The sequence below is a fragment of the Allobaculum sp. JKK-2023 genome (genome assembly GCF_034745455.1).
Lineage (GTDB): Bacteria > Bacillota_I > Bacilli_A > Erysipelotrichales > Erysipelotrichaceae > Allobaculum.
The window spans coordinates 1,055,676-1,081,703 of the sequence record NZ_JAYERV010000003.1 but is presented as its reverse complement, the minus strand read 5'-3'; the positions used below and the strand labels follow the sequence as shown (position 1 = coordinate 1,081,703).

20 protein-coding genes and 1 pseudogene are annotated in these 26,028 nt (G+C 45.1%); 14 read left to right on the top strand and 7 right to left on the bottom strand.

What is annotated here, in order from left to right:
- Positions 1–114 precede the first annotated feature (114 nt).
- Positions 115–2,316, bottom strand: coding sequence for an alpha-galactosidase (locus tag U4956_RS04335; RefSeq protein WP_323089276.1), 2,202 nt, complete (start codon positions 2,314–2,316; stop codon positions 115–117).
- 346 nt (positions 2,317–2,662) lie between these two features.
- Positions 2,663–3,559, bottom strand: coding sequence for an AraC family transcriptional regulator (locus tag U4956_RS04330; RefSeq protein ID WP_323089274.1), 897 nt, complete (start codon positions 3,557–3,559; stop codon positions 2,663–2,665).
- A 477-nt stretch (positions 3,560–4,036) separates the two neighbouring features.
- Here U4956_RS04330 and U4956_RS04325 point away from each other — a divergent pair, with 477 nt between their 5' ends.
- The 4 genes from U4956_RS04325 to thpR all read left to right on the top strand — a co-directional run bounded on the left by U4956_RS04325 (position 4,037) and on the right by thpR (position 8,193).
- The gene (locus U4956_RS04325; RefSeq protein ID WP_323089273.1) at positions 4,037–5,308 is read left to right on the top strand and encodes an ABC transporter substrate-binding protein; all 1,272 of its coding nucleotides are present in this window, start codon (positions 4,037–4,039) and stop codon (positions 5,306–5,308) included.
- 19 nt (positions 5,309–5,327) lie between these two features.
- Positions 5,328–6,206: a sugar ABC transporter permease gene (locus tag U4956_RS04320; protein ID WP_323089272.1), complete on the top strand. Its 879-nt coding sequence runs from the start codon at positions 5,328–5,330 to the stop codon at positions 6,204–6,206.
- Positions 6,206–7,084, top strand: coding sequence for a carbohydrate ABC transporter permease (locus tag U4956_RS04315; protein WP_323089270.1), 879 nt, complete (start codon positions 6,206–6,208; stop codon positions 7,082–7,084). Before U4956_RS04320 ends, U4956_RS04315 begins: the two co-directional genes overlap by 1 nt.
- A gap of 572 nt (positions 7,085–7,656) precedes the next feature.
- Complete coding sequence (thpR, locus tag U4956_RS04310; protein WP_323089268.1) at positions 7,657–8,193, top strand: RNA 2',3'-cyclic phosphodiesterase; 537 nt, start codon at positions 7,657–7,659, stop codon at positions 8,191–8,193.
- Positions 8,194–8,327: 134 nt separating this feature from the next.
- Here the strand turns inward: thpR and U4956_RS04305 are convergent, their stop codons facing one another.
- A complete protein-coding gene (locus U4956_RS04305; protein ID WP_323089267.1) occupies positions 8,328–8,720 on the bottom strand; it encodes a type II toxin-antitoxin system HicB family antitoxin in 393 nt (130 codons plus the stop codon).
- A 39-nt stretch (positions 8,721–8,759) separates the two neighbouring features.
- Positions 8,760–8,942, bottom strand: a complete 183-nt coding sequence (locus tag U4956_RS04300) for a type II toxin-antitoxin system HicA family toxin (protein ID WP_323089266.1) — start codon at positions 8,940–8,942, stop codon at positions 8,760–8,762.
- A gap of 892 nt (positions 8,943–9,834) precedes the next feature.
- Here U4956_RS04300 and U4956_RS04295 point away from each other — a divergent pair.
- A complete protein-coding gene (locus U4956_RS04295; RefSeq protein WP_323089265.1) occupies positions 9,835–11,160 on the top strand; it encodes an RNA-binding domain-containing protein in 1,326 nt (441 codons plus the stop codon).
- Between the two features lie 78 nt (positions 11,161–11,238).
- Here U4956_RS04295 and U4956_RS04290 read toward each other — a convergent pair whose 3' ends face one another.
- Positions 11,239–12,093: a MurR/RpiR family transcriptional regulator gene (locus U4956_RS04290; protein WP_323089263.1), complete on the bottom strand. Its 855-nt coding sequence runs from the start codon at positions 12,091–12,093 to the stop codon at positions 11,239–11,241.
- A gap of 298 nt (positions 12,094–12,391) precedes the next feature.
- Between U4956_RS04290 and U4956_RS04285 the strand changes: the two genes are divergently transcribed.
- From U4956_RS04285 to U4956_RS04275, 3 genes are all read left to right on the top strand, one after another.
- A complete protein-coding gene (locus U4956_RS04285; protein ID WP_323089262.1) occupies positions 12,392–13,360 on the top strand; it encodes a Gfo/Idh/MocA family oxidoreductase in 969 nt (322 codons plus the stop codon).
- A gap of 103 nt (positions 13,361–13,463) precedes the next feature.
- Positions 13,464–13,940 carry a VOC family protein gene (locus U4956_RS04280; RefSeq protein WP_323089261.1) on the top strand — a complete coding sequence of 159 codons (477 nt, stop codon included), beginning with the start codon at positions 13,464–13,466 and terminating at the stop codon, positions 13,938–13,940.
- 565 nt (positions 13,941–14,505) lie between these two features.
- Complete coding sequence (locus U4956_RS04275; RefSeq protein ID WP_323089260.1) at positions 14,506–16,248, top strand: cellulase family glycosylhydrolase; 1,743 nt, start codon at positions 14,506–14,508, stop codon at positions 16,246–16,248.
- 323 nt (positions 16,249–16,571) lie between these two features.
- Here U4956_RS04275 and U4956_RS04270 read toward each other — a convergent pair.
- Positions 16,572–17,026, bottom strand: a pseudogene (locus U4956_RS04270) (cell filamentation protein Fic); the annotation flags it as partial.
- Between the two features lie 592 nt (positions 17,027–17,618).
- Between U4956_RS04270 and U4956_RS04265 the strand changes: the two are divergent.
- The 5 genes from U4956_RS04265 to U4956_RS04245 all read left to right on the top strand — a co-directional run bounded on the left by U4956_RS04265 (position 17,619) and on the right by U4956_RS04245 (position 23,413).
- Positions 17,619–18,857 (top strand): ABC transporter ATP-binding protein, encoded by a 1,239-nt coding sequence (locus tag U4956_RS04265; protein ID WP_323089259.1) that lies wholly within the window; start codon positions 17,619–17,621, stop codon positions 18,855–18,857.
- Positions 18,858–18,869: 12 nt separating this feature from the next.
- Positions 18,870–19,757, top strand: coding sequence for a carbohydrate ABC transporter permease (locus U4956_RS04260; protein ID WP_323089258.1), 888 nt, complete (start codon positions 18,870–18,872; stop codon positions 19,755–19,757).
- 9 nt (positions 19,758–19,766) lie between these two features.
- Positions 19,767–20,591, top strand: a complete 825-nt coding sequence (locus U4956_RS04255) for a carbohydrate ABC transporter permease (protein WP_323089257.1) — start codon at positions 19,767–19,769, stop codon at positions 20,589–20,591.
- Positions 20,588–22,195: an extracellular solute-binding protein gene (locus U4956_RS04250; RefSeq protein WP_323089256.1), complete on the top strand. Its 1,608-nt coding sequence runs from the start codon at positions 20,588–20,590 to the stop codon at positions 22,193–22,195. The genes U4956_RS04255 and U4956_RS04250 overlap by 4 nt, the downstream gene beginning before the upstream one ends.
- A gap of 420 nt (positions 22,196–22,615) precedes the next feature.
- Positions 22,616–23,413 (top strand): hypothetical protein, encoded by a 798-nt coding sequence (locus U4956_RS04245; RefSeq protein WP_323089255.1) that lies wholly within the window; start codon positions 22,616–22,618, stop codon positions 23,411–23,413.
- A 64-nt stretch (positions 23,414–23,477) separates the two neighbouring features.
- Here the strand turns inward: U4956_RS04245 and U4956_RS04240 are convergent, their stop codons facing one another.
- The gene (locus tag U4956_RS04240; protein WP_323089253.1) at positions 23,478–24,371 is read right to left on the bottom strand and encodes a LysR family transcriptional regulator; all 894 of its coding nucleotides are present in this window, start codon (positions 24,369–24,371) and stop codon (positions 23,478–23,480) included.
- Positions 24,372–24,501: 130 nt separating this feature from the next.
- Here U4956_RS04240 and U4956_RS04235 point away from each other — a divergent pair, with 130 nt between their 5' ends.
- Positions 24,502–25,908: an MATE family efflux transporter gene (locus U4956_RS04235; protein ID WP_323089252.1), complete on the top strand. Its 1,407-nt coding sequence runs from the start codon at positions 24,502–24,504 to the stop codon at positions 25,906–25,908.
- Positions 25,909–26,028 lie beyond the last annotated feature (120 nt).

Below are 26,028 nucleotides of genomic sequence, written 5' to 3'. Positions count from 1 at the left end.
GGGCTGAGTCAAAAATATAATCGTCCGCTCGATAAAACAGGTCGCCAAACGACAGTCTGATCAAGGGAAGTCTGAGCTATAAAACAGTCCCTGATTTATGTTGTCAAAAAGAACTTATTCTGATGTTTCTTCTTGATCCATCCGGACAAACTGAAGGGTCTGAGAACTGTCGGTTCCCTGAGGAAGATCAAGCAGCAGACCGCCGTCCATCAAAGCCGCACCCGTATAGACATTCCCGGTATCGAGCTGCTTATACCAGACATCCCGTTTCAGACCACGCAGCTGGATTCTGGGAAAACGAACATTGGGTTTTTGCTCATAAATGACGCTCTGAACCAGAATCTGCAAACCGTCTTTAGAAACAAAGGACCAGGCGGCCAGATCATGATCAAACGGATCACTTAAGCGATAGTAGTCGCCGTCAAAAATCAACGGCTGCAGGGTTTTGTAGGTTTGAACCTGCTGGCGCACTTCCTCCCTCTGTTCGGGACTTAAAAGGGTCAGATCGAGTTCATAGCCGAAAGTTCCAGCCATCGCCACGGTGCCCCGGGTTTTCAGAGAAGTCACCCGGCCAGTCTGATGATTGGGAACGGCCGATACATGCGATCCAACGGAACTGATGGGGTAGAAGAAGGAGGTTCCGTACTGAATCTGGGTGCGGCAATGTGCATCCGTATTATCGGAGCACCAGTATTGCGGGAAGTAATACAACATTCCCCCATCGAAGCGTCCGCCGCCACCCGCGCAGCCTTCAAAAAGAACCTCTGGGAATTCCGTGGTCAGCCGGTCAGCCAGTTCATACACGCCAAGCATGTAGCGATGGGCCAGTTCCCCCTGACGCTGTTCTGGCAGGTAAGAGGAATAAAAATCACTGATCGAGCGATTCATATCCCACTTGATGTAGTCAACTGAATTTTCCCGGATCAATTTGGAAAAGGTCTGATACAAATACTCAACGACTTCAGGATTGCCTAAATCAAGGACCAGCTGATGGCGGCTGCGGGAAGGATAGCGTCCGGGAATCCAGAGCACCCACTCGGGATGGGTACGGAAAAGGTCAGAGTCTTCCGAGACCATTTCTGGCTCAATCCAAAGACCAAACTGCATCTGGCGATCATGAATGGCTTTTGAAAGATCAGCCAGCGGCATGCCGAGTTTTTCTTCGTTAACATGCCAGTCCCCAAGGCTTTCAGTGTCCGAATTCCGGTTGCCAAACCAGCCATCATCCAATACAAACAGATCGATTCCACACTCCTTTGCGCTGTCGGCAATTTCAATCAACTTCTGGCCATTGAAATCAAAGTACGTGGCTTCCCAGTTGTTGATCAGAACCGGACGGGGGCGATGAACGAATGTGGAGCGGATAACGTGTTCGCGGAACATGTCATGGAACTGGTGGGAAAGTTTTTCAAATCCCTGATTGGAATAAGACAATAAAGCCTCGGGAGAGTGGAAGGTCGCCTGTGGTTTCAGTTTCCAGTGAAAGGTCGATTCTTCCAGACCCATGACCAGGCGGATCTGTTCCAGCTGATCTTTCTGGACCTCAACCTGGTAGCAGCCTGAATACAAAAGGCAGGCTCCATAGCAGGCGCCATGACTTTCGTCTGTATGGGGAGCAGCCAGGATGACTGCGGGATTATGCTGGTGTGAGCTATTGCCGCGTCGAGATTCAAAACGAAAAGTTCCAAAGCCTAATGGCAGTCTCTCTTTGAGGCGTTCCATTGCATGCCGGCCATGAAAATGAAGGACTTCCAGATCGCCATCCGGCAGATCCAGACACAACGAGCTGAATTTATCAAGACTCAGAATGTGGTCGGTGTTATTTTCAATCTCAACCGAACGGGCAATGACATTTTCCTTTTCAAACGCATTGTAGTACAGATGGACGAAAATAGGATAAAGCGCATCTTTTAAGGTGATTTTGAGGGTTGGGGTCTGAAGGGAACGATCAAAGGAAGCCGGCAGATGAGCAATGCCTGGTTTATGATTCAGGACTTCATACCCCGCATATCGTAAATCGAGCGCACTGGATCCATCGGGGTGGACAATGCGCAAAGCGGGGGTGCGATAGTCGGTCATGCCTCCTTCGGCATACTCGAGGGGGCGGTCATTGAGCGAATAGTCCCGGCGAGTTCCAGTATCGGCGAGACTTCCAGAAAAGGAAATTTCGGGGTACTGGTTGAGATAGCTCATACTCATTCCGGTTTTAGGGCCATACCAGAGATGGTTGAGAATTCCGTATTCGTCTACCTGCATCTGGTAGAGCGTATCCTGGGTGGAAAGGGAAAAGAGATTCCCGTCGATTGAAATAGGCATACATGGTCTCCTTTTGTCAGCTCTTTTTTCAAGCCAAAGGTTTACACAAAAAAGTTTTTTCTGTCAATGAGACTCAAAGCCTTGGCAGGCAGAAAAAACGCTCTTACCAAAATCGATTCTGGTCTAGATTCAGCCAGAATCGAAAATTTCAGGAGAAGTAAATTTTTTTAAAAAAATTGCGTTTTGCGGGCCGAAGTTTACTGAAAACGAAGCAAAGATTCACTAAAACAATGCCCACCTGCCCCCAAAGCTGGATCTGCGCTCAAAAGGCCACAAAAATCGAGCAGTCATTGGCCAAAAAGAAAATCAAACAGCCGCTTTTTGTTTTGTGGCCTGCAAAATTCCATTACATTTTGACAACCATCTGCACAGGATGAAGCCGGTTCTGGTTGCGCCACTTTGAGGGGGTGGTGTTATAGGTTTGCTTAAAGGCTCTGGAAAAGTGCATCTGGTTTTCATACCCGACCTGAAGCGCAATTTCATTGATTTTCAGATCTGTTGTCCGAAGCAGGGCCGCAGCTTTGCCAATCCGGTAGGCCATCAGAAATTTCTGGGGCGGCTGACGCATGATCCGTTTGAAGATTTTCGTCAGATAACTCCGGCTGATCCCCAGTGAGGCCGCAATGTCTTCAATGGAAATGTTGCGGGTATAGTTGTTTTCGATAAAGGAAATGGTTTCCCGGACGTAATAATCCGCCAGCGAATTGCTTTCAACCAGATCTGGAATTCGAGCTGACTGAATAAAGGCTTCCAGAAACAGATACAGATGACCACTGATCAGATAGGGCGAGCTTTTCGCATGTTCGAGCAGAAACTGCATTTCATTGACCATGATGTCGCGCTGGCTGTTATCGATGCTTTCGTAAATGGGATAGGCCGGTCTCATTGTGGTCTGTTCCAGGGCAGGGGTCACTTTCAGACCATCAAATTCCAGCCACATGTACTCCCAGGGGTCTTCACCATCCGCATAGTAGGTCGTTATGGTATCCGGGTATAACAAAAATCCCTGCCCGGCGTGAAGAGAATAGGTCTGATTGATCCCTGAAACATCGGGACTGATCAGTGAGCCTTTCCCTTTGAGAATGTAGTGGAACAGATAGTGCCTTCGGGAAGCGGGTCCAAACAGATGACCCGGCAGACATTTTTCTCTGCCGCACTGATAGACGGTCAAATCGACTGAGTTGAAATTTTCAAAAATTGTAAAGGTGACATTTTCCTTCCGGTTGCCTTCGACAGGTTTCACGTTCTTTTCTCCTTTGGTCCGGGCTGCATGAGATTTTTTTCTCCCCCCGGCATGTTTTCTTCTTTTTTCGAAGTTTGCAGATCTCATCGTTCAAAATCTGCTTTTCTTTTTCACTATTGTCAGAATCAGTCTTCTTTCGCTTTTTCTCAAAAAGGCGCTTTATCCTGATCCAGGAGTTTTTTGCTTGTTGAGAGGACAGGGAATCATTTTTGAATGAATCTGAGTATCTTTTGGTCCAGATTCTGACTTGTTTTTGGGCCGCCTGAAAAGATTCGAATTGATGGTGTTCAAAAATCGATTTCTTTTTCTGTTTAGGAAAACCCTTTCAACAAAAATATACCCAAATGGCGCCTACTTTTACATAAATTAGAAAAAGTCGCGATATTGGTATAAAAATGGCTGTTTTATTTCATTTTCACGCCTTAAGGGGAATGGTACGATTTGGCCATGAAGAGAGAAACGAAAGGAGAACTCAATATGAAGCTGAAAAAAGCCTGGCTTGCTGCCATCGGTACAGCAGTATGTTTGTCCATGGGCGGCTGTTCAGATTCTTCAGGAAGCGGAAAACGAGAAATAGAAATTCTGAACTACAAGCCGGAAGCGATTGATACGATGCAGAAAATTGAAGATCGCTTTAATGAGACCCACGATGACATTCATCTGACCATCTCATCCCCCAACCAGGCAATGACCATTCTCAAAACCAGACTGATCCGGGAGGATGCGCCGGACATTGTCGGAATTGGAGGAGATATCAACTACTCCAACTTCCTGGATGCTGATCTATTTGAAGACATTTCGGATGTCGAAGCGGTTTCGAAAGCCAAAGAGGGCTATATGGACATTGAAAAATCCCTGGAACTGGTCGAAAAAGACGGAACGTATGCCCTGCCGTTTGCCGCCAACGCAGCCGGAATTCTTTACAACGTCGACATGTTCGAAGAACATGGCTGGCAGATTCCTGAAACCTGGGATGAATTTATTGAACTTTGCAAGACGATTCAAAGTGAAGGCATCACCCCATTGTACTTTGGATTCAAGGACACCTGGACAACACTGGCTCCCTGGAATGCGTTAGCTGTGGAAACCGCGGATGCCGATGTCTGCAGTCGTGTCAGCAAAGGGGAAACCACGTTTGAAACGGAATATCGTGAAGTAGCTGACAAGATGAAAGAAATGATGGAGTATTGCGAACCAAACCCATTCGCCTATTCCTACAATGATGCGGCAATCGCTTTTGCCAATGGGCAGGCTGCCATGTGGCCTATTGGAAGCTCCGCCATTCCCCAGATTCATTCCAACAATCCGGATCTGAACATTGGATCCATGGTTTTCCCGGGAACCAGCAGCCCAGATGGCCGAATTTTGAATTCAGGCGTGGATCTGCAATTTTCGATCATGAAAGACTGCCCGGACAAAGAAGCAGCCAAAGAAGTGCTGAATTTCCTGTACTCAGATGAAATTCTGGATCTGTATCTGGAAGAGCAGGGCGGCATGTCGGCTAAACAGGGAGATTTTGAAATTCCATCCAATCTGAGTGGTATGACAGAGTTCATCGAGAGTGGCCATGTCGCGGACTTCCATGATCACCACTATCCAAGCGAAATGGCTGTCGATGCCCTGATTCAGACTTACTTGCTCGACGATTCGGATCAGGCAGCAACAACCTTCCTGCAAAAATTTGATAAAGACTGGCAGCGGTATAACCGTGAATTGATCCGCCGCCTGAAAGAAGAGGCTGGAAATTAGTCCGGCTGCTGAGGAAATTATGAAAAAGAAAAAACTTTCGAGAAAGGAACTGACTTACATCAAGATTCTGGTGCCCATCGTCCTGCTGTTTTTCCTGTTCAATACTTGGCCGATGCTCAATGGTTTCTTCTACTCCTTTACCAACTATAAAGGCTATGGCACCTATCAGACCGTCGGTCTGCAAAACTATATTGATCTATTCCAGGATGAGCGGGTCTTGCACAGCTATCTGTTTACCTTCAAATATGCAATCTGCGGAACCATTCTGGTCAATGTGATCTCCTTGATCATGGCTCTGGGTCTGAATTCCAGAATCCGGTTTAAATCCGCTCTGCGTGGAGCTTACTTTGTTCCAAATATTCTGGGTGGACTGATTATTGGGTATATTTTCAGCTTCATCTTTACCTACATCCTTCCCGCACTTGGCGAGATGTGGAATATCGGCTGGCTGAAAAACTCAATCCTGTCTTCTCCAACTTATGCCTGGATTGGTGTTCTGATTGTTGGTGTCTGGCAGGCAGTGGCTATGACGACGATTATTTATATTTCTGGCTTACAGACGGTTCCAGAAGATGTCTATGAAGCAAGCCGCGTAGATGGCGCCGGAAAATGGACTGAATTTTTCAAGGTCACACTGCCTCTGATCATTCCGTTTGTTTCCATCAACCTGATTCTGACCACGAAAAACTTCATGATGGTTTTCGATCAGATCATGTCCTTAACCAGTGGCGGTCCGGCGCAGTCGACAGAATCCATTTCTTTTCTGATCTATAAAAATGGTCTGGATGGTGGACAGTTTGGTTTCCAGTGCGCAAATGCCGTCATCTTCTTTATCGTAATTGTGCTGTTCTCTGTCGTTCAGCAGCAGATCACAAGTAAGAAGGAGGAACAGCTCTAATGACACTTTTCTCGAAAAAAGACAAACCCGCTAAGGAATATAAAGAACACAAGAAAACAAATTGGGTTTTGACGACTGTTCTGGTTCTGGGGACTCTGACTGTCTTCTTCCCATTGTACATGACGCTGGTCATCGCCTTCAAACTGCCCAGTGAAATGACCAATGACGTATCTGGAGCTCTGGCGCTGCCCAAAACCTGGAGTTTTGCCAACTTTACCGAAGCCATGCGGGTTACCGATTTCTGGAATTCGCTTGGAAATTCGCTGCTCATCACTCTGACGACCATTGCCTTAAGTCTGGTGGTTTACTCTCTGGCCGGATACGTGCTGGGGCGGACAATGCAAAAATACAAAGCAAGCAAGTTCATTTATCTGTATTTGATTTCCGGTATGTTTGTTCCATTTGCCATTCTGATGATGCCGCTGGTTAAAGAAACCGCCCAGATGCACCTTGGCAACCAGCTTGGTGTCATTCTGCTTTACCTGGTGTTCTACATGCCGATGAATACCATGCTCTATGCTGGCTATATGAAAAATATCCCGGTTGCTTTAGAAGAAGCCTGTGAAGTCGATGGTGCGACCACCTGGCAGACGTTCTGGCGAGTGATCTTCCCGATGATGAAACCAATGCACGCAACCGTTGCAATTCTGACTGCATTAGGAACCTGGAACGACGTGATGACGCCGTTGGTTATTATGTCTGGAACTGGCATTAACACCCTGCCCATTGCACAGCTTAACTTCCAGACCGCATTTGGAACCAACTATAACCTTGCCTTTGCCTCCTATACCATGTCTTTGATCCCGATCCTGTTGTTCTATATTATTTGCCAGAAGCAGATCCTCAGCGGCGTAGCCAATGGAGCAGTCAAAGGATAATCTGTTCGTATTTTTCCAGAATCTTCTTTGCATCAGCCAGAAACAGGCGCCAGAGCAATCGCCGGTCAGTAAGTGGAATCTGTCCTGGCAAGATGCAATGGATGGAAGGAAGACCGGACTGAAGCAAAAAATAACAGGTATTAATGATTGGAAAATATAGTTTTTTTGATGATTGAAGCCTGTTTTCTGTATAAATCTCTGTATACCTCTCTCTGTATTTTTGAGCATAACCTGGCTCACAGGGAAGGGATCCAGATTTTTGGATTGCTTTTCGACCTTCGTATTTCTCTGTCTGTTCTCCTCCTGTTTTCAGGCAGACAGATCTTATTTCTCACCAGAAAGCCTCGCCAGCTTTCTGGTGAATTTTTTTTTGCGTTTGGAAAAAGTTGTTCAAAGAAAGTGTTCAAAAAAACATTCAAAGGACGAGTCTGAGTGTCGCAGGAGAAGTTCCTGGTCGGCCATGTCAGAATACAGCTGAATCAGATCCTTAGAATAAAGATGGTTTTAAGGATCTATGGCCAAGGACGAAAAACAGAAATCCTGTTTTTCACCTGAAAGCAGGAGGATGAATTATGCGTTTATTTATTGCAATTCAATTGCCGGAAACGATTGTCGATTGTTTTCTGGAAACGATCTCAGACTGGAAAGATCATGGAGTTACCGGAACGTGGACCAAACCCGTCAACTTTCATATTACCGCCGCCTTTTTAGGAGAACAGCCTGAATCCAGTCTGCCTGTAATCAAAAAGATTTTGCAGGAAGTGCCTTTTTTTGCAATGGATCTCAAGATCGCAGCCGTGGGGAACTTCAAAGATCTTTATTACGCCCAGATTACTGATCTTCAAAACAATCCCTGCAAGCTTCTGACAGACTATGTTTACCAACTTCGCAAAGCTTTGCAAGAAGCAGGATTTGTTTTGGATCAGCGGTTTAAAGCGCATGTGACGATGGCGAGAAGACTGAAAAATCCGGATCATTATTCATTGACAGTGCCAGAACAAACTTTTCATGTTGATCAGGTTTGCCTGTATCAGTCTGTTTTAAGTTCCCAAGGACCAACCTATACCATCCTGGATCGGTTTCCGGCTGCTGCAAAAATCAGCAAATAGAGATTCAGATTCCATCGTCCTGAAAAATCCAGACGTCTCTGATTCAGGACAGATCGTTTTCGCAGAAAAACATGTCGAAGAATAAATAAAAACAGGATGTCTGGACTTTCAGATCCAGGCATCCTGAAATGCATTTATGACCCCAGCCGCTCCATCAGGGCGCTTTCTAAAACACGACTAAAGTTGATTCCTTGTTCTTCCGCTTTTTCTTTTAACCACGCAGGAATAGTCGTGTTTGTTTTCACGCGTCGATTTCTACGTTCTTCGGAATAAAGTTCCGGATAAATTGTGATCGGAGCGATAATATTCCCAACCAGATCTTCTGGATTTAAAGATTGTGATGGTTCTGGAATCATATCATGGTCTTTTTCTAAGCCGTAGTAATGAAGAGTCAGAGCTTCTTGACCCATTGCAATGGCTTTTTCAAAAGTCTTTCCAAAACTGATACATCCTGGAAAATCAGGAAAATAAACGCTGTATCCTGATGGCCCAGGTTCTAAGATAGCTAAATAAGTTACTTTTTTCATAGTCTGGCTTTATGAGTTGACGGCTGAAACTTTACGGCTTTATTTCAAGCCAGCCTGTTTCATGATGCTGTTGACTGTTCCTTTAGATAAATCGCCAGAATGTTTTGGAACAGTGACTTTGCCTGTTTTTACAGGATGTTTGAGTTGGATGTGCGATCCTTGTTGGTCTACTTTTCTCCAACCATCCCTTTCTAAAAGCTTTAAGATTTCTCTGACCGTCATCACTCTCCTTCTTAATATACTGTACGCCTTATAATACGCATGTCAATGAAAACGAAATGGTTTTGGCTGGAGAACACTATGGTAACAGCTAAAACGATCACAGTATTTTAGAGGTGGCAATAATCGGGAATCCCTTATTCTTAAGGAACAGTCCCTAAACAAATTGATCATTCAACCGATAAAATTGCCTTCTTTGCTTATTGGCGCTTTGTTCTCTAAAATGAAGCTACAATCTTTTAATAAATCAAAAAAATAATTAGAATTATATTTTTTTGCTTGAGATCAATGCATGCTTTGTGATCCAATAGTAGATTGATGAAAAATGATCAGTTCATTAACGGTCTGTTCCTAAGCTTAGTAAAACTTAATCGAAAGGGAATTGCGTGAATTTCCTCCTTTCTAATGCCACGGTTATTTTTTGGAACCATACAATATAGTTTTAGACAAGGTATTGTTAAGCGTAGATGTGAGTGTGACTTGATGTTGAGCGCATTTCCATTTTTTTGCTAATGGAGAATGTGAACTTCAATCTCATCCACTCATTTATCTATACGCAATTGTTTAAATAGGGATTCGTCATTCACTCTTTTTTTGATATTGTCCAAAATCTCTTCTAAATTTTCCTCTATCTTTTTAATCGTTTCTTCAAGAATGATCTATATTTACAATTTTTTCTTCATGATAGGGTATATCTTTTTAATTGTTGACTCAAGATAGGATCTATCTTTTCAATTGATTCATCAAGATAGAGCCTATCTTAAAAGTATATATGTTAGGATAGGGATACAAGCATGAAATCAAGGATTGAAACTATCACCAATAATAGTCATGAAAGAATAAATTGGTATATAGAATATCGACCAATAGAGTTGATACTAAATGATGGATGCAGATGACAGAGATTACCATCTGTATGGAGGAAGATGGAATGGGTGTTTTAGGAAATAGAAGATCGGAATCAAGAACATTGGAGTACAAAGAGGCCTTGACAAAATCTTATTTAAAGACTGTTAGTGCGTTTGCCAATTATGATGGAGGATCGGTAATTTTTGGCGTTCAAGATAATGGTGAAGCAATAGGGATTGAGAATCCTGAACAGCTGCGATTATCTGTGGAAAATCAGATTAACGATAATATTCATCCTCGTCCTCGCTATTTATTGGAACAATATGAGGAAGATGGAAAAGTTCTTGTGGAACTGAAAGTCGAAGCTGGTTCACAACCTCCTTATTATTATCAGAAAAAGGCTTATATCCGAAACGACACGTCAACCATAGAAGTAAGTGACTACGAGTTCAATGATTTGATTCTAAAAGGCCGAAACCTGACATACGATAAATTGTCCTCTCCCAATCAGGAACTGACGTTTAACAAACTTACTGATACTTTTCAAAACGAGACGAATAATGCGCTTTCCACCAACGATCTTCCTGCAATCCTTGGACTCTATACTTCTGGATTAGGTTATAACAATGCTGGATTATTGTTCTCAGATCAGAATCATTTTCCGGGAATCAGAATCGTTAAATTTGGAAAAGACGAAAATACAATCTGGCTTCGACGCGATCTTGAAAATATCTCCATGATTGAACTGATGGAAAATGCGCTGGAGACGTATCGCCAACAATATCAGCCAGAAAAGATCGAGGGAGCCAAAAGAATTACAAAGTCAATGATTCCAGAAGAAAGTTATCGTGAAGCTCTGGCTAACGCGCTTGTTCATCGGAATTGGGCAATTGATTCGCCTATATTAATTAAAATGTATCCAGATAAAATTACGATTTCGTCTCCTGGTGCACTTGTAGAGGGAGTACAGCCAGATACCTATCTTAGAGGTGCAATGTCTAAATTCAGAAATCCGGTTATTGGATGGATTTTTTTAAGACTGGGTTATATCGAAGGACTAAGTACTGGAGTCATGAGAATTAATGCTCCATATGCGAATGCCTGTCAGAAACCAGAGTTTGAGTTCTTGTCTAATGCTTTAGTTATTACTCTTCCGGTACTGAACGATACACCACGCCTTACCAGCGAGCAGAATCAAATTTACCAGCTTTTCAATATCAATCGTGAATTGTCTTTAAAGGAAATTCAAAAGCTGACTGGACTCAGTTCATCTAGCGCAAGAAACAATACCAATTTTTTGGTCCAGAGACACATCTTAGAACGGATTGGAGGCGGACCGAAAACCAGGTATCGAAAAAGCACGATGAGATGACAAGGTATTGTTCAGAGTTTTTCTGGCTTGTACGTTTTTCTTTTGAGTCTGGCTGGCGAACTGCGTTCTGGTCATGGATTAATAGCGATAATTCTGGAAAGCGGCTTCGGATTTGAGGCGAAGCTGGGTATTTTCTTCGTAATGAAGATTGAAATAGACCAGATAGAGCAGGTTGAGAACATATTGGATACTGAAACGAGCCGCAAACGTGGACAGTTTAAAGCCAGAACTTTCAGTCTGCGGCAAATCAAGAATCACAGAAGCTTCACTGCTTAACGGGGAGTTGGAGTTTGAGGTCACGACAATCATTTTTACATTGTTTTCCAGCAGGGAAGCAAAGATGGATTCAAGTCTTTCAGACAGACCACTGTAGCTGATGAGGATTGCAGCATCCTTTTCGTTGAGCGTCCTGGCCAGAATACTCTGCTCTCCTGGAAGTGGAGTAAACTGAATGGACTTAGACAATTTCATCATTCGATTCTGAAAGGACAGGGCATCCAGAAAGGAATCTCCAATCGCAAACAGAGCAATTCGGTCGGCTTTTTCCAGTAAGCCGGCCGCTTTTTCGTAGGCGGCGGCATTCAAAGACTGATAGGTCATCTGCAAAGTCTGCTGTTCGAGATCGAGCAGGTTGCGGGAAATCTCAAAGAAAGAGTCATTTTCAGCCATTGGAAAATCTGGATTGACCAGAGTGGGAAGATCCTGGCCTTTCTGCAAATCAGAAGCCAGCTGGATTTTAAACTGGGCATAGCCATTCAGCCCCAGCTTCTGGCATAGCCGGACAACCGTAGAAGGAGAGACAAATGCTGCTTTGGCCAGCGCCTGTACTGACAAAGACAGGACTTGCTGGCGATGCTCAAGAATGTAGTCGGCCAGATTCCTTTCAGAAACAGACAGATCCTTTCGAGTGGTGAGTGCTTTTTGCAGGTTCATGAAATCTTCCTCCTTTTTGAACAGTTCTGAAATATTATTCCATGATTTTGAACCGGCCAGCAGGAAAAATGAGAACAAATTTCCAGAACCCGAAATCACCTTTATTCTTCAGGATATTGAACTTAGACTGAAATTGTCTTCAAGAAGAAGGCAAAAAATCTGAAAAAACAAAACCGCAAAACCAGAAAGATTGAAGAGGCAAGACGGACAAATCAAAACGTCTTCAATCCAGACAGCTCAGACAAAACAGCAGTTCAAAGCAATGAACAGACAGGTCTTAAACCTGCAGGAGGAAGAAATGAAACTTGGAATTATGGGCAATGGCTCAATCGTACAGGTCGCATTAAATACCTTCGCGACAATGCCAGAGATGGATGTCAAAGCGATTCTCTGCCGCAAGAAAAGTGAAGAGCGTACCAGAGATCTGGCCAGAAACTATGACATCGAAAAAATCTACACCAATATGGATGAATTTCTGGCGGATCCTTCATTTGACACGGTCTATGTGGCCGTGGTCAATACGCTTCACTATGAGTATTCGAAACGGGCTTTAGAAGCGGGCAAGAATGTCATCTGTGAAAAGCCGTTTGCGACCAGCGGCAAAGAAACCAGAGAACTGATCGATCTGGCCAAAGAAAAAGGCTGCATGCTGTTTGAGGCAGTGCCAACCCGCTATCAGGATAATTATGCCCTGATTGCTTCACTGCTTGACCAGATTGGACCGGTCAAAATGATCCAGGCCAATTACTCTCAATACTCACGCCGCTATGACAAATACAAAGAAGGTGTCGTTTTACCGGCTTTTGATCCGGCTCAATATGGTGGAGCGTTGTTTGATCTCAATATTTACAACCTGCATTTTGTTGTTGGTCTTTTTGGCCTGCCCAACCAGGCCAGTTACTTTGCCAACCGAGGACTTAATGGTGTCGATGTCTCTGGCACAGCCGTACTGGATTATGGCTCGTTTAAAGCGGTCCTTTCAGCAGCCAAAGATTCTGCAAGCAAGCCATTTGTGATTCTTCAGGGCGAAAAGGGAACCATTGAGGTTCATTCCATGCCCAGTGAAGTCAATAACATAACGCTGACAATACATGGCCAGTCAACCCAATCTATTGGTGAAGATCAGAACGATCGCTTCAATGTTCAGTTTGGAAAAATCGACCGCATCTTAGAAGCAAAGGATATCGACCGCTGCTTTGCGGACATGGAAAAGACTTACAATGTCATGGCTTTAGCGGATGAACTGCGAAGCCAGGTCCTTGAATGAATACAGAATCATCGAAGAGAAATTCGAATCCCAGACCATCCGGAACAACAATTCAGCTCCAAGTAATTCAGACCCAAATAATATGGAAAAGGAGATGCCAATCATGAAATTTGATGCCATCATGCATATCTCGTTTTACACCACTCAGCTCGATAAGATGGTGGACTTCTACACAAACGTCTTAGGGGCCCGACAGAAAGTAGTCGTCCGGTACAAAGAATATCTCAGCCATCCCGAACGAAAGGCAATGTACCAGAAAGCCCTCACCAGTCCCGATGACATTTTCTATACCTATCTGGAACTGGCTCCCGGACAGTTCATTGAACTCTTTCCGGCCACTCCAGACCAGAAACCACATCGGCCATGGAATGAAGCCGCTGACTATTCACATTTTGCCCTGACTGTCCCGGATATCCATGAAGCCTCCCGGATTTTGCAGCAAAGAGGTCTGAAACCCGACACAGCGATTTCACAAGGACCGTCGCATACCTACCAACAATGGTTCCATGATCCGGATGGCAATAAATTTGAACTGATGCAGCTGACCGACCAGTCCTGGCAGGTTACAGGTCATTGTTAGAAAGGCAGTCTTTGGCAGCCAAGAGAAGCCAGAACAAGGCCAAATTTAAAGCCAGATTAAACGGAAAAAGAAACCGTGCAAAAATGAAGCGATGCAGAAATGAAGCGGTGTAAAAAATGAAGCAGTGCAGAAAATAGAAGCACCATAAAAACGAAACAGGGAGGACTTTCAGACCATGATTCAGCATTGAATCAGGCTGATGAGTTCTCTTTTTTTGCTTTGCCTGGATCGGGATTTGGGCTTGTTTGGTCTATACTATCTGTTCACGGATTTTGACAGAATCTATTGGTCTTTGATTGGATGGATTGACAGACGACCAGAAAAAGAATCAACATGGAGGAAAGGATGGCTGACGATGAAAGAAAACAGAAACAATAATCACTTTGAAAAGGACCAATTCCAAAGAAATACAGATGCATCTCCTCGTAAAACGAGTAGACTCAGATGGAAAAGAGTAAACAAGATCGCCAGAATGGCAGGCGAAATCGCTTTGAGTCTGGCTGCAGCCTGTTGTGCAGTGATGTTTTGGCCCCAGAGCACAATGGCGAAAGAAAGTGGAATCGATATGTACCGTTTGTATAATCCGAATTCAGGAGAGCACTTCTATACGGCTTCGGGCGGTGAGCGGGACTCATTGATCCATGTCGGCTGGCAATATGAAGGAACCGGCTGGGTGGCTGTCGAAAAGGGAGATCCCGTGTATCGGCTGTATAACCCGAATGCGGGGGATCACCACTATACGCTCAATTCAGCTGAACGCGATATGCTTGTTGACTGTGGGTGGAAAGCAGAAGGTGTCGGCTGGTATTCGGATCCAGCGAAAACCCTGCCCGTCTATCGGGAGTACAACCCCAATGCGATCAGCGGCGCTCATAACTACACGACTGATCTCAATGAACATGAGCATCTGATTAATCTGGGCTGGCGCAACGAAAATATTGGCTGGTACGCACTTGCACCAGGAAAAGCGGTGGTCTGTCAGGGACTGAGCCAGCTGCATGTTTCAGGGACAGATCTGCTGGATGAAAACAACCGGAAAGTCGTGCTGCAGGGCTACAGCACATTTGGACTGAACTATGCTCCCCAGTATGTGGATGAATCCGTTTTTCGCTTTCTGAAAAACGAAATGCACTCGCAAATCATCCGTCTGGCTTTATACACGGAAGAATATGGCGGCTACTGCAATGGCGGCAATCAGGCGCAGCTTGAAGCACTGATTGATAAAGGGGTTCAGGCCGCAAAGGCAACGGGCCAGTACGTGATTATCGACTGGCATATTCTTTCTGATGGCAATCCCAATACGCATCTGGAAGAAGCAAAAGCTTTCTTTGCGAAAATGAGCGCTCGTTATAAAAACGAAAAGCATGTCATTTATGAAATCTGCAATGAACCCAATGGCGTCAGCTGGGATCAGATCCGCTCGTATGCCCAACAGGTGATCCCAGTCATCCGGGCCAATGATCCAAAGGGGATCATTCTGGTCGGGACTCCAACCTGGAGCCAGGATGTAGATATTGCCGCCAGCAACCCGTTGACAGGCGTGACCAATGTGATGTATACGCTCCACTTCTATGCAGCCACGCATAAAGAGGGCATCCGTGACAAACTGAAAACAGCCCATGCCAAAGGCCTGCCAGTTTTTGTCAGTGAATTTGGTATCAGCTCTGCTGATGGCAATGGATCTTTGGATGAAGCTTCCGGCAATGCCTGGATGTCGCTGTTGAATGAATATGGAATCAGCCGCGTTGGCTGGGCGGTGAACAATAAAGCCGAAGCCTCTTCCTTATTCTTGCCAGGCACCTCTACTGCTTTGAGCCTGAATGATCTGAGTCCTTCGGGCCGCTGGTTTGAAGAGACCTATCAGAAAAATTACAAACCACTACCGGGTATTTGTCCTGCTCCAGACCAGGGGCAGGATGCACCGTCCAATCCATCCACGCCGACAACACCAAATACTCCACCCACTCAGCCGTCCGATCCATCCCAGAGTACAGCCACTTCGGGATCGCTTCGGCAGACAGTGACGCTCAAAAACCACTGGACAAGCAACGACCAGAACTTCTGGCAATATGAAATCCAGTTGACTAATATGTCAAGTACATCACTTTCTGACTGGATGGCAGCTGTGACCTGGAATCAGCCGGTTACTATTGACCAGAGCTGGAATGGACAGTACTCAATAAATGGTTCTACATTGACGATTCGACCGGTTCCCTATAATGGAACGATTGCACCTGGACAGAGTCTTACTGATCTTGGCATCATCGTCAAAACGCCGGCTTCTTCCAAAAATCTGAGTATCCAATAAGCCGAAGAACATCTACAAAAGAACATCTATAAAACAGATTGAATATTTGCCTGATGAATATCCGCGGTTTGAAAAGAACTCTTTTTCCTTATGACCTAAGAAAATATTTTTCTGATGACCTAAGAAAATATTTTTCTGGTCCGAATCCGAATATTCTGATGCTTTACCGCCATTCAACTGAGGCCTGAAACCTGGCAATTGCCAGAAACCGAGGCTTGTGAGAAAAACAGGGAATTGAAAAGTCTATAAAAACCATGCCAATCAGTTGAGCGGCATGGTTTTTTGAATTTAGGAGAGTGGGGATCAAGACGGTCTTTGAGCAGTCAGAATCTGAAAACAGCTGGAGGGCTTGAATTGCTTTTTAAGTCGAATACATTGTCTCCTTCGTAATTATAGCTGGTATCAATGCCTTTCCTATAGACTTCACGGTCATTGATCTTATCTGTTAAAGCATTAAAGCATCTTTCAGAAGAACTTTAATTTCTACGTCTTTGACAGGGCTGCGTTCCATCACCAGCAGATAATCAACTTTATCTGCTTTCGACCAGTCTACAACCATACCAATTTCGTGTTTCAATATATGGTCGAGCCAGATTCTCATACTTCATCTATTTCCTTCGCGAAATGGATGAGCAATATTCATTTCAACATGCTTTTCGATACTCTCGTCAACAGTAGACTGGGGCATTTTTTCAATGATTTTTATAGAGGCGTCATACATCACGGGAGCAAACCGAAAATAGTTTTTAGCCAAGTTTTCATGCCGGATTTTCCCTGCAACTGGCTAGTTCTGCTTTGTTTTTAATCCCTAAGCGATTGGTCAAGGCCATTTTCTTTCTCCTCCTTCTTTTGCTTGCTGTTGCAGCCTGGTGACCTGAAACAAGCATTGACACATATGTGGACGAACAAGATTTCTATGGACGAACAAAATCTCGCCTGTTTGTTTATCAAACCATACGAGACTTTTTCGATGGCTTTTAATACTTCCAGAATAGACGCTGGCTGAATGTGAAAGAGATTTGGCTGGTCAAAATCGAAAAGCTTGAAAAGTTTTTTTGCATGTCCTGTCCAAGACTATAAGGATCCGTTTGGCTCGTTTCTTACAATTCTAATTGAATCTATTGTTGAAGTCTTTAATGGCCTTCATTCAGATTCAATTATGCAAGAAGTAACAGGCACGTTAGAACAAAACATTTAGATTCAAATGTTTATCTCATTTTTTTTGTCGAATGCTGGCAGTGGGCAGATGGTAGAATGGTATTCTTTGAGTAATGTGATGAATTACTTTGGATGCCTGCTGGAAATGCTGGTCATGAATCTGTGATTCTGACTGTCAACAAAGCAGATTTCCTGAAGTAGAAAGGGAAACTATGAAAATAGGTTTGGAGAACCTGACCAAGGTTTTTCCTGGAAAAGGAAGAAAAAACAAAAATAAAGAAGTCGTTGCGGTTGATGATTTCAACTTTACGATTCCTGATGGCAAGCTGGTCGGCCTTTTAGGACCTTCAGGCTGTGGAAAGAGCACCACGCTGAATATGATCAGCGGCCTGCTGAAGCCGACCTCTGGAAAAATTTTCTTTGGGGATAAAGATGTGACCAATCTGCCCCCAGAAGAGCGCGGGGTAGGCATGGTCTTTCAGAACTATGCGTTATATCCGCATATGACCGTTGCGGATAATATTCAATTTCCGCTTGAAAATCTCAAGGGTGACCAGAAACTGAGTGACCAGCAGATGAAAGAGCGGGTTGAAGAAGCAGCAAAACTCGTCAAGATTGATGAACTGCTGGATCGAAAACCGGGTGAGCTTTCAGGTGGTCAGCAGCAGCGCGTGGCAATAGCCCGTGCGCTGGTCAAACTGCCCAGAGTTTTATTGTTAGATGAACCGCTGTCGAACCTGGATGCAAGACTTCGCCTGCAAACACGCGAAGAAATTCGCCGCATCCAGCAGGAAACGGGCATTACAACGGTATTTGTCACCCATGACCAGGATGAGGCGATGAGTATTTCGGATCTGATTGTGGTCATGAAAGATGGGGAAGTTCAGCAGATTGACTCCCCGCAGAAAGTCTATGACGATCCGGCCAATCAGTTTGTGGCTCAGTTTTTAGGTATCCCGCCCATTAACTTGTTTGATGGCCGAATAGCCGATGGAAAACTGTGGATTGGCGAGGATCCGGTGCTGGTGGTTGAAGATGTACCTGATCAGGAAGTGGTTGTCGGGGTGCGCCCGGAAGGATTCGTTCTGGCTCACAACGGTCATCTCAAAGATGAAATGGTCCGCACAGAAGTCACAGGGCGGGATATCAGCATTGTTTCGCGCAACCCGGCTTCACGAAATCCACTGGTGCGCTCTATTCTTTCCAGTGATGATTTGCACCGGATTGTTGAAGGAGAAGCGAACTTTAATCTCAAGCCGCACAAGGTTTTCCTCTTTGAGGAAAAGAGCGGGAAACGGTTAAGAGGAAAGCTCAAACCGCTCCATGATCAACTCCATGATCAAAGCCAGGCACCTTTGCAAAAAATTGCTGACCAGATCGATGACGATTTGATCGATAGCCAAAAAGATCGTATTGAAATCGAACTGCTTGAAAAAGCAGAAAAGCAATAGAGGGAATCCGGTATGAAAAAGTACAAGGGATTTCTTTATCTGCTTCCGGCCTTTCTCTTTCTGGCGGTCTTTTTGATTTATCCGCTGATTGATGTATTTATCTACTCGTTTGAAGAAGGCTACAGTTCGGCAAGTCAGAGTTATTTTGGTGTGGGCTGGTACAACTACGACTATGTGCTGCATGATCCGTATTTCACGCAGGCGCTGGTGAATACATTCTTATTGGTAGTGATCACAGTTCCATTATCGACTGGCTTTTCGCTGGCGATTGCGTTTTTGCTGACGAGGATTGAAAAGCTGCGCTCGCTGTTCCAGACGATTTACTTTCTGCCCTATGTAACCAATACCCTGGCGGTTGGGATGGTGTTTATGGTCTTGTTCAAGCAGACGCCGTATTCAGAGGGCTTTGTTAATATGCTGATCGGCTGGTTTGGCGCTCAGCCGGTAGATTTCATTGAAGGACCGTACTGGGCCAAGATGTTTGTGTTGTGTTTTTATACGATCTGGATTGTTATGCCCTTCAAGATCCTGATTCTGACCAGTGCGCTGGCCAGCGTGAATCCGATGTATTACAACGCAGCCCGCATTGACGGCACAAGTTCATGGCGGATTTTTACCCGCATTACCTTGCCGTTGATTTCGCCTTCCGTGTTCTATCTGGTTATTACTGGATTTATCGGGGCATTCAAGGCGTACTCCGACGCGGTTGCCCTGTTTGGAACAAACCTGAATGCAGCTGGCATGAATACGATGGTTGGCTATGTCTTTGACATGCTCTATCGCGATGGAGGTGGGTATCCTTCCTATGCGTCGGCAGCGGCCATTCTGCTTTTTGCGGTGGTGCTGACCATTACGGTAATCAACCTGATGGTTTCCAAAAAGTATACCCACTACAGTTAGAGGTGCTTGATGAAAAAACATAAACCCATTACCTGGTTCTTTCTGATTGTGTGGGCAATTGCAGTCCTATTCCCGTTTTACTGGATGGTCTTAACCTCCATTAAAGGCTATGCCGCCTATAATGCGGAATATGTACCCCAGCTTTTTACCACTGCTCCGACAATCGAAAACTATATTTATGCATTTACCGAAGTCGATCTTGGCCGGTATCTGCTCAATACCCTGATTTTTACTGTCATCACAACGGCTTTGATGGTCTTTGTATCCATCCTGGCGGCCTTTGCGTTTGCCAGACTTGATTTTCCTGGAAAGTCACTCATCTTTACTGGCTTTCTGGCGTTGATGATGATCCCCAATGAGCTGGTTGTCATCACCAACTTCCAGACGATTACCGAGCTGGATCTGCGCAATACCTTTTTAGGGCTGATCCTGCCTTCGGTGACTTCCGTCTTCTATATTTATCTGCTTCGCGAAAATTTCGCCCAGATTCCAGACTCGCTTTACTATGCGGCCAAAATTGATGGCTCATCCGACTGGAAATTTCTGTGGCGGATTATGGTGCCAATGTGCCGGCCAACGGTTGTGACCATCACAATCCTGAAAGTCATTGAATGCTGGAACAGCTACATCTGGCCAAGCCTGATTACCGATGATCCGAATTACTATCTGGTTTCCAATGGCATCCAGCAGATTCGAGAATCCGGATTTGGACGAGCCAATATCCCGGCGATGATGGCGGCGGTGGTCGTCATCAGTATTCCGCTGATCGTTCTCTTTCTGATCTATCGCAAGCAGATCATGTCCGGTGTAGTCCGGGGAGGAACGAAAGGATGAAGCGCCGAACATTTGGGGGATGGCTGTTGTCCTTGCTGATGGCCTGCTGCCTGTTTGTCAGCGGTTGTCATGGTGCCCGGGCAAAAGCTGCTTTTGCGATTCCCGAAGCCTTGGATGAGTCTCGCCCGATTGAAATTACATTCTGGGCAAAAAATGATACGAACAAAAATCAGACGGCGGTCTATAAAAAGGCCATCGAAGATTTTGAAAAACTGTATCCCAATATCAAAGTCAATCTGAAGCTGTATACCGATTACGGCAAGATTTATAACGACGTCATTACCAACATTGCGACCGGCACCACGCCTAACGTTGCGATTACCTATCCAGACCATATTGCTTCCTACATTCAGCAGGATGGAGTGGTTGTTGGACTGGATGAACTGATGGTCGATGAGAAGTATGGTCTTGGCGGAACAGAACTGAAATTTGATGGTCCGGATGCCGATGAGCTGGTCGACGCTTTCGTAGAAGAAGGGGTCATCAATGGCACCCAATATGCGATGCCATTCATGCGCTCGACTGAAGCGCTCTACATCAACAAGAACCTGGTTGAAAAACTTGGCTATACCATTCCGGATGTCGTGACCTGGGACTGGATCTGGGAGGTGGCCGACGCGGCGGCAGCGACCAAAGGAGCGGATGGGATTTATTCTCTCAATGGCCAGAAAACCCTGATTCCGTTTATCTACAAATCAACCGATAACATGATGATTCAGCTGCTGCGTCAGCAGGATGCAGGTTACAGCAATGAGGAAGGAAACATTGAAATCTTCAATGATACGACTTCTGAAGATCTCAAAACGATCGCGCAGGAAACCAAGAAAGGGGCTTTCTCCACTTTTAAAGTTTCCGGTTATCCAGCCAATCTGCTTAACGCTTCCCAGACACTGTTTGCGGTAGACTCCACAGCTGGAGCAACCTGGATGGGTGCGCATGCCCCATTATCTGATATCAGCCCCGATGCCTTTACGGAATTTGAAACGGTCGTCCGTCCGGTTCCCCAGGTCAACACCGATGAAATTGAAATGATTTCGCAGGGACCTTCGATGGCCATCTTTGGCAAAGATGATCCGCAAGAAGTTCTGGCGTCATGGCTTTTTGTTCAGTATCTGATGAGCAATGAAGCACAGATTGGTTATGCCAAAACGGAGGGGTATCTTCCAGTCACTGAAAAAGCGCTCAACGATCCTGAGTATCAGGACTATCTGTCCAAAGCCGGTATTGATAATGATGAACATTATTCCGTCAAAATTGATGCGGCCAGACTGTTGATGGATAATCTCGACCATACCTTTACGACTCCTGTATTTAACGGATCCGCTTCTTTACGAAATGCGGCAGGGGAGCTGATTGAAGATGTTGTTCGTTCGACCAGACGCAAACAGACTGTTGATGATGCCTATATTCAGGAACTCTATGACAAAGTGACTTCCTTATATCGACTGGATCAGCTTTCTCAGGGCATCCAGTCAACTGGATCCATGGGCCCGATGCCAGCTTCTTCGATCTGGTTCTTAGGCATTCTTGCCGGAACCTGGGTGGTCATCGGGGCTATTTATTTGCGCCGCTACCTGCAGCAGCGAAAAGAGAGCCACGCTTAACTATTTGAAAAATCAATGAATCGGATTGAACCTCAATCTTTTTATAACTTCATAGCTTTATAGCTTCATGGCTTCATTGTTTCGATGATGAAGCCATTTTTTATGGACAGAGTTATGGAGAAGACAAGGAAAGACAGCCCAAAGGGATAACCTGTCCAGAAAAAGTCAATGGCCAGTCCATGTGAGATTTTTGCCCAAAAAGCGTCAGAAGATGAGTTTGAGCGATTTGCGTGAAAGAAATGAATGCTGTTGAAACAAGAAAATATAGCGATTTCATCGCGATCGGATGACACGCAAATTTAAAAAAACAACTCTCTGGCTCAGACAATTTACGCCACTTGTTTAAAAAACAAGTAAACTAAAGATACCTGCCCGCCCTTGCGGGCTTTAGACGATTTCTGTCGTCTCGAGGAGAAAATGATGAAAAAGACTGCCTTAACCGCTCTGCTTCTTTGTGCAGGCATGGCCCTGACTGGCTGCTCTTCCAGCTCCCAGTCTTCTTCCACAACATCGACTGCTTCCGAAACAGCTTCCAGCACTGCGACTGCTGCCGATCCAGCTGCTAAATCGGAAGGTGTCATGACGTATCAGGAATATGTAGATGCTGACCTCGATACTGAAGTGACCATCGAAGCCTATGTTCAGGCGAAACAGTCCTGGTGGGAAGATAAAGCTACGATCTATGCTGAAGATCCAGACGGTGCTTACTTCATTTACAATGCCAATGTTTCTGAAGATCTGTACAACGAATTATCTGATGGCGCCAAAATCAAAGTAAAAGGTTTCAAGACTGAATGGTCCGGTGAAGTTGAAATTGCTGAAGGTGCCGAAGTGGAAGTGATCGAAGGCGAAACCTGGAAAGCAACTCCAGTAGATGTGACTGACCTGTTAGGCAACGAAGAAGAACTGATCAAACACCAGAACCAGCTCGTTGATTTCAAAGGTCTGACTGTTGAGCCAGCGGCAGAAGGATCTGACGCTGCTTATCTGTACAACTACGATGGTTCCGGTGAAGAAGGCGATGACCTGTACTTCAACGTATCCAAAGATGGCAATACTTACACATTCGTAGTTGAGTCCTACCTTACCAACCAGGACACTGATGTTTATAAAGCTGTCAAGAACCTCAAAGTTGGCGATGTTATCGACTGCGAAGGCTTCTTATACTGGTATGAAGGAGCTAACCCACATATCATTTCTGTTACTGTTGTTGAATAATCAGACTAACCATACAGAATGAACCAACAGAACTGATCAGACCGTCCACGTGGCGGTCTTTTCTTTATTTCTTCTGTTCTTTGCTCTTTCTGGCATAGAAATCCATCACCATCTCTACAAAAGCCGCAGCTGCCTGTGAAAGTGGATGGATGGCGCTGGTTAAAAGTACGATGGTGCGGTTTCCTTCCAGCCATTTCGGATGGAGAATGCGCACCTTGTATTGCTCCAGACCATCATTTTGGGCAACAACCGCAATGCCGACATTGCGCTCAACGAGTCTGGCAATAGATCCTTCGGAATATCCGAAGTAGCGAAAATCCGGTTTGAAATTGAGATGCTCAAATAAGGCAGCCAGATTGCGCGCCATCGGATAATCCTGATGATAGCCAAGTAAGACAGCTTGTTGAAACTGATTGAGATCATCATAGTCATTCAAATCATCAAGGGGAGTAATCAGGCAGAAAGGCTGCTGCATGAGTGGCTGACGATGAATGAGTAGATCGCTTGGAATCATGGAACACAGACCGACATCAATTTTGTTTTCCCGCAGGGCCTGGGCAATTTGGTCACTGGGGATTTCGTTACCATAAATCCGGACGTGGCCCTCATTCTTTTTGAGAAAAGCCGCAAACAGATCAGGAATGGTCTGATCTGCAAAAGCAGCCGTATATGCGACTCGAAGTTCGGCTGTATCCTTGCGGGCAAACTGATCCATATGGTTCAGAGTCTGGTCCTTCTGGCGAAGCAAAGCAGTGGCATCTTCGAGGAAAATTCGTCCAGCCTCTGTCAGAGTCACCTGCTTGCGATGTGCTTCGATTAAAGAAACGCCGAGTTCTTCTTCCAGTTTGTGAATGGCAATAGAAAGAGATGGCTGCGAGATATGGATCCATTTGGCAGCTTTTGAAAAACTGCCACAGGTTGCAACTTCCACAAAGTATTCAAGCTGAGTTAAGGTCATAAAAAACTCCTTCTGACAAGGTTCAGGGATGAAAAGAAAAATAGTTTAAAACTATTTTATAATACAAAAAATATATTTTACTCCTATCTTGCACGCTGATAGACTTCTTGCAAACAGCAAGGAGAATTCTATGAGCAAGCATGGGCAAGACGTAAAAGGCGTCCTGGATCTGACACAAGGCAAGCCTTTACCTTTAATCTTTAAATTTTCGCTCCCGCTGGTGGCGGGAACCATTTTTCAGCAGCTGTATTCTTTTGTAGATACGATCATGGTCGGGCGGCTGGTGGGACAAGGTGCCCTGGCGGCTGTAGGGACGACGTATTCCCTGAACTTTCTGATTTTAGGATTTGTTCAAGGCTGTTCGGTTGGATTTGCGATCCCCCTGGCTAAGAAAATCGGCGCCCGCAACCGCGAAGAATTTCAGCACTATTTCTGGAACGGCTGTTGGCTGAGCATTTTTCTTGCGCTGGCTTTAAGTTTTGGATCCGTTGGATTCAGCCCATTTTTGCTGAACATGATCCAGACTCCACAGGAGATTCTGGCTGCAGCCAATCAATATATTCAGATTATCTTAGCGGGAATCCCGTTTTCGTTCCTGTTTAACTATGGATCGGCCGTCTTAAGAGCCGGTGGAGACTCAAGAAGGCCGACTTTGTTTCTGGTCGGTTCGAGCTTTCTCAATATTTTGCTGGACTACATCCTGATTGACTGGTTTCAGGCAGAAATTGCCGGGGCAGCATGGGCAACTGTGACGGCTCAGGGAATCAGCGGCCTGCTGAATTTCTGGTGGATCTTTACGAAGACTGATCTACTTGCTCACTCCAAAAAGCAGATGAGCTGGTCTTTCCATCATATTAGAGTCCTGGCTAAGGTCGGTCTGCCGATGGGTTTTGAATATTCCGTTTCGGCTTTGGGTGCCATTGTCATGCAGTCGGCGATCAACTCCATGGGCTCATTGGTCATCGCCGGTCAGACAACAGGTGAAAAAATCCGTCAGATGCTCACACTGCCAATGGAATCTGTCGGAATGGCAATGGCTACTTATGCCGGCCAGAACGAAGGAGCTCACAAGCCGAATAGAATTCTGGAAGGAATCCGCGCTGGCCTCACAATTCAGCTGATTTATTGTGCGGTGATGTGGGTGCTGGTTTTTGTTGGCCGTCAGTTCATGACCGATCTGGTTCTGGGAAGTGATGGCGGACAGGCGGCCGCTTACTCTAATCGGTATCTGATGATCATGTCCTGGCTGTTCTTCCTGCATGGCTCCTTAATGATTGTGCGCAATACCTTGCAGGGGATGGGGTATTCGCTGCAGGCCGTTCTTTCAGGCCTTGGAGAAGTGACTGGGCGGGCAGTTGGCAGCTTTGCAGCTGTTCATGGGCTTGGATTTGTCGGTATTGCTCTGGCTAATCCATTTGCCTGGCTGCTGGCGCTGGTTTATTGCTCTATTATGGTCATGATTTACCTACGCCCAAGACTGAAAACAGGGAAGAGAAAACCTGATTTTCAAGACAATTCTATCCAGGTTGCCTCGTAATTCTTGCTGGATCTTGCTTTTTCTGGTGATTTTCGATGGGTCACCAGTTTTTTTTGTGCTTAAATTTGACTTTGAATTGTTAAAGGATTATAAAGATAAAGTTGTTTTTCAGTGGATGAA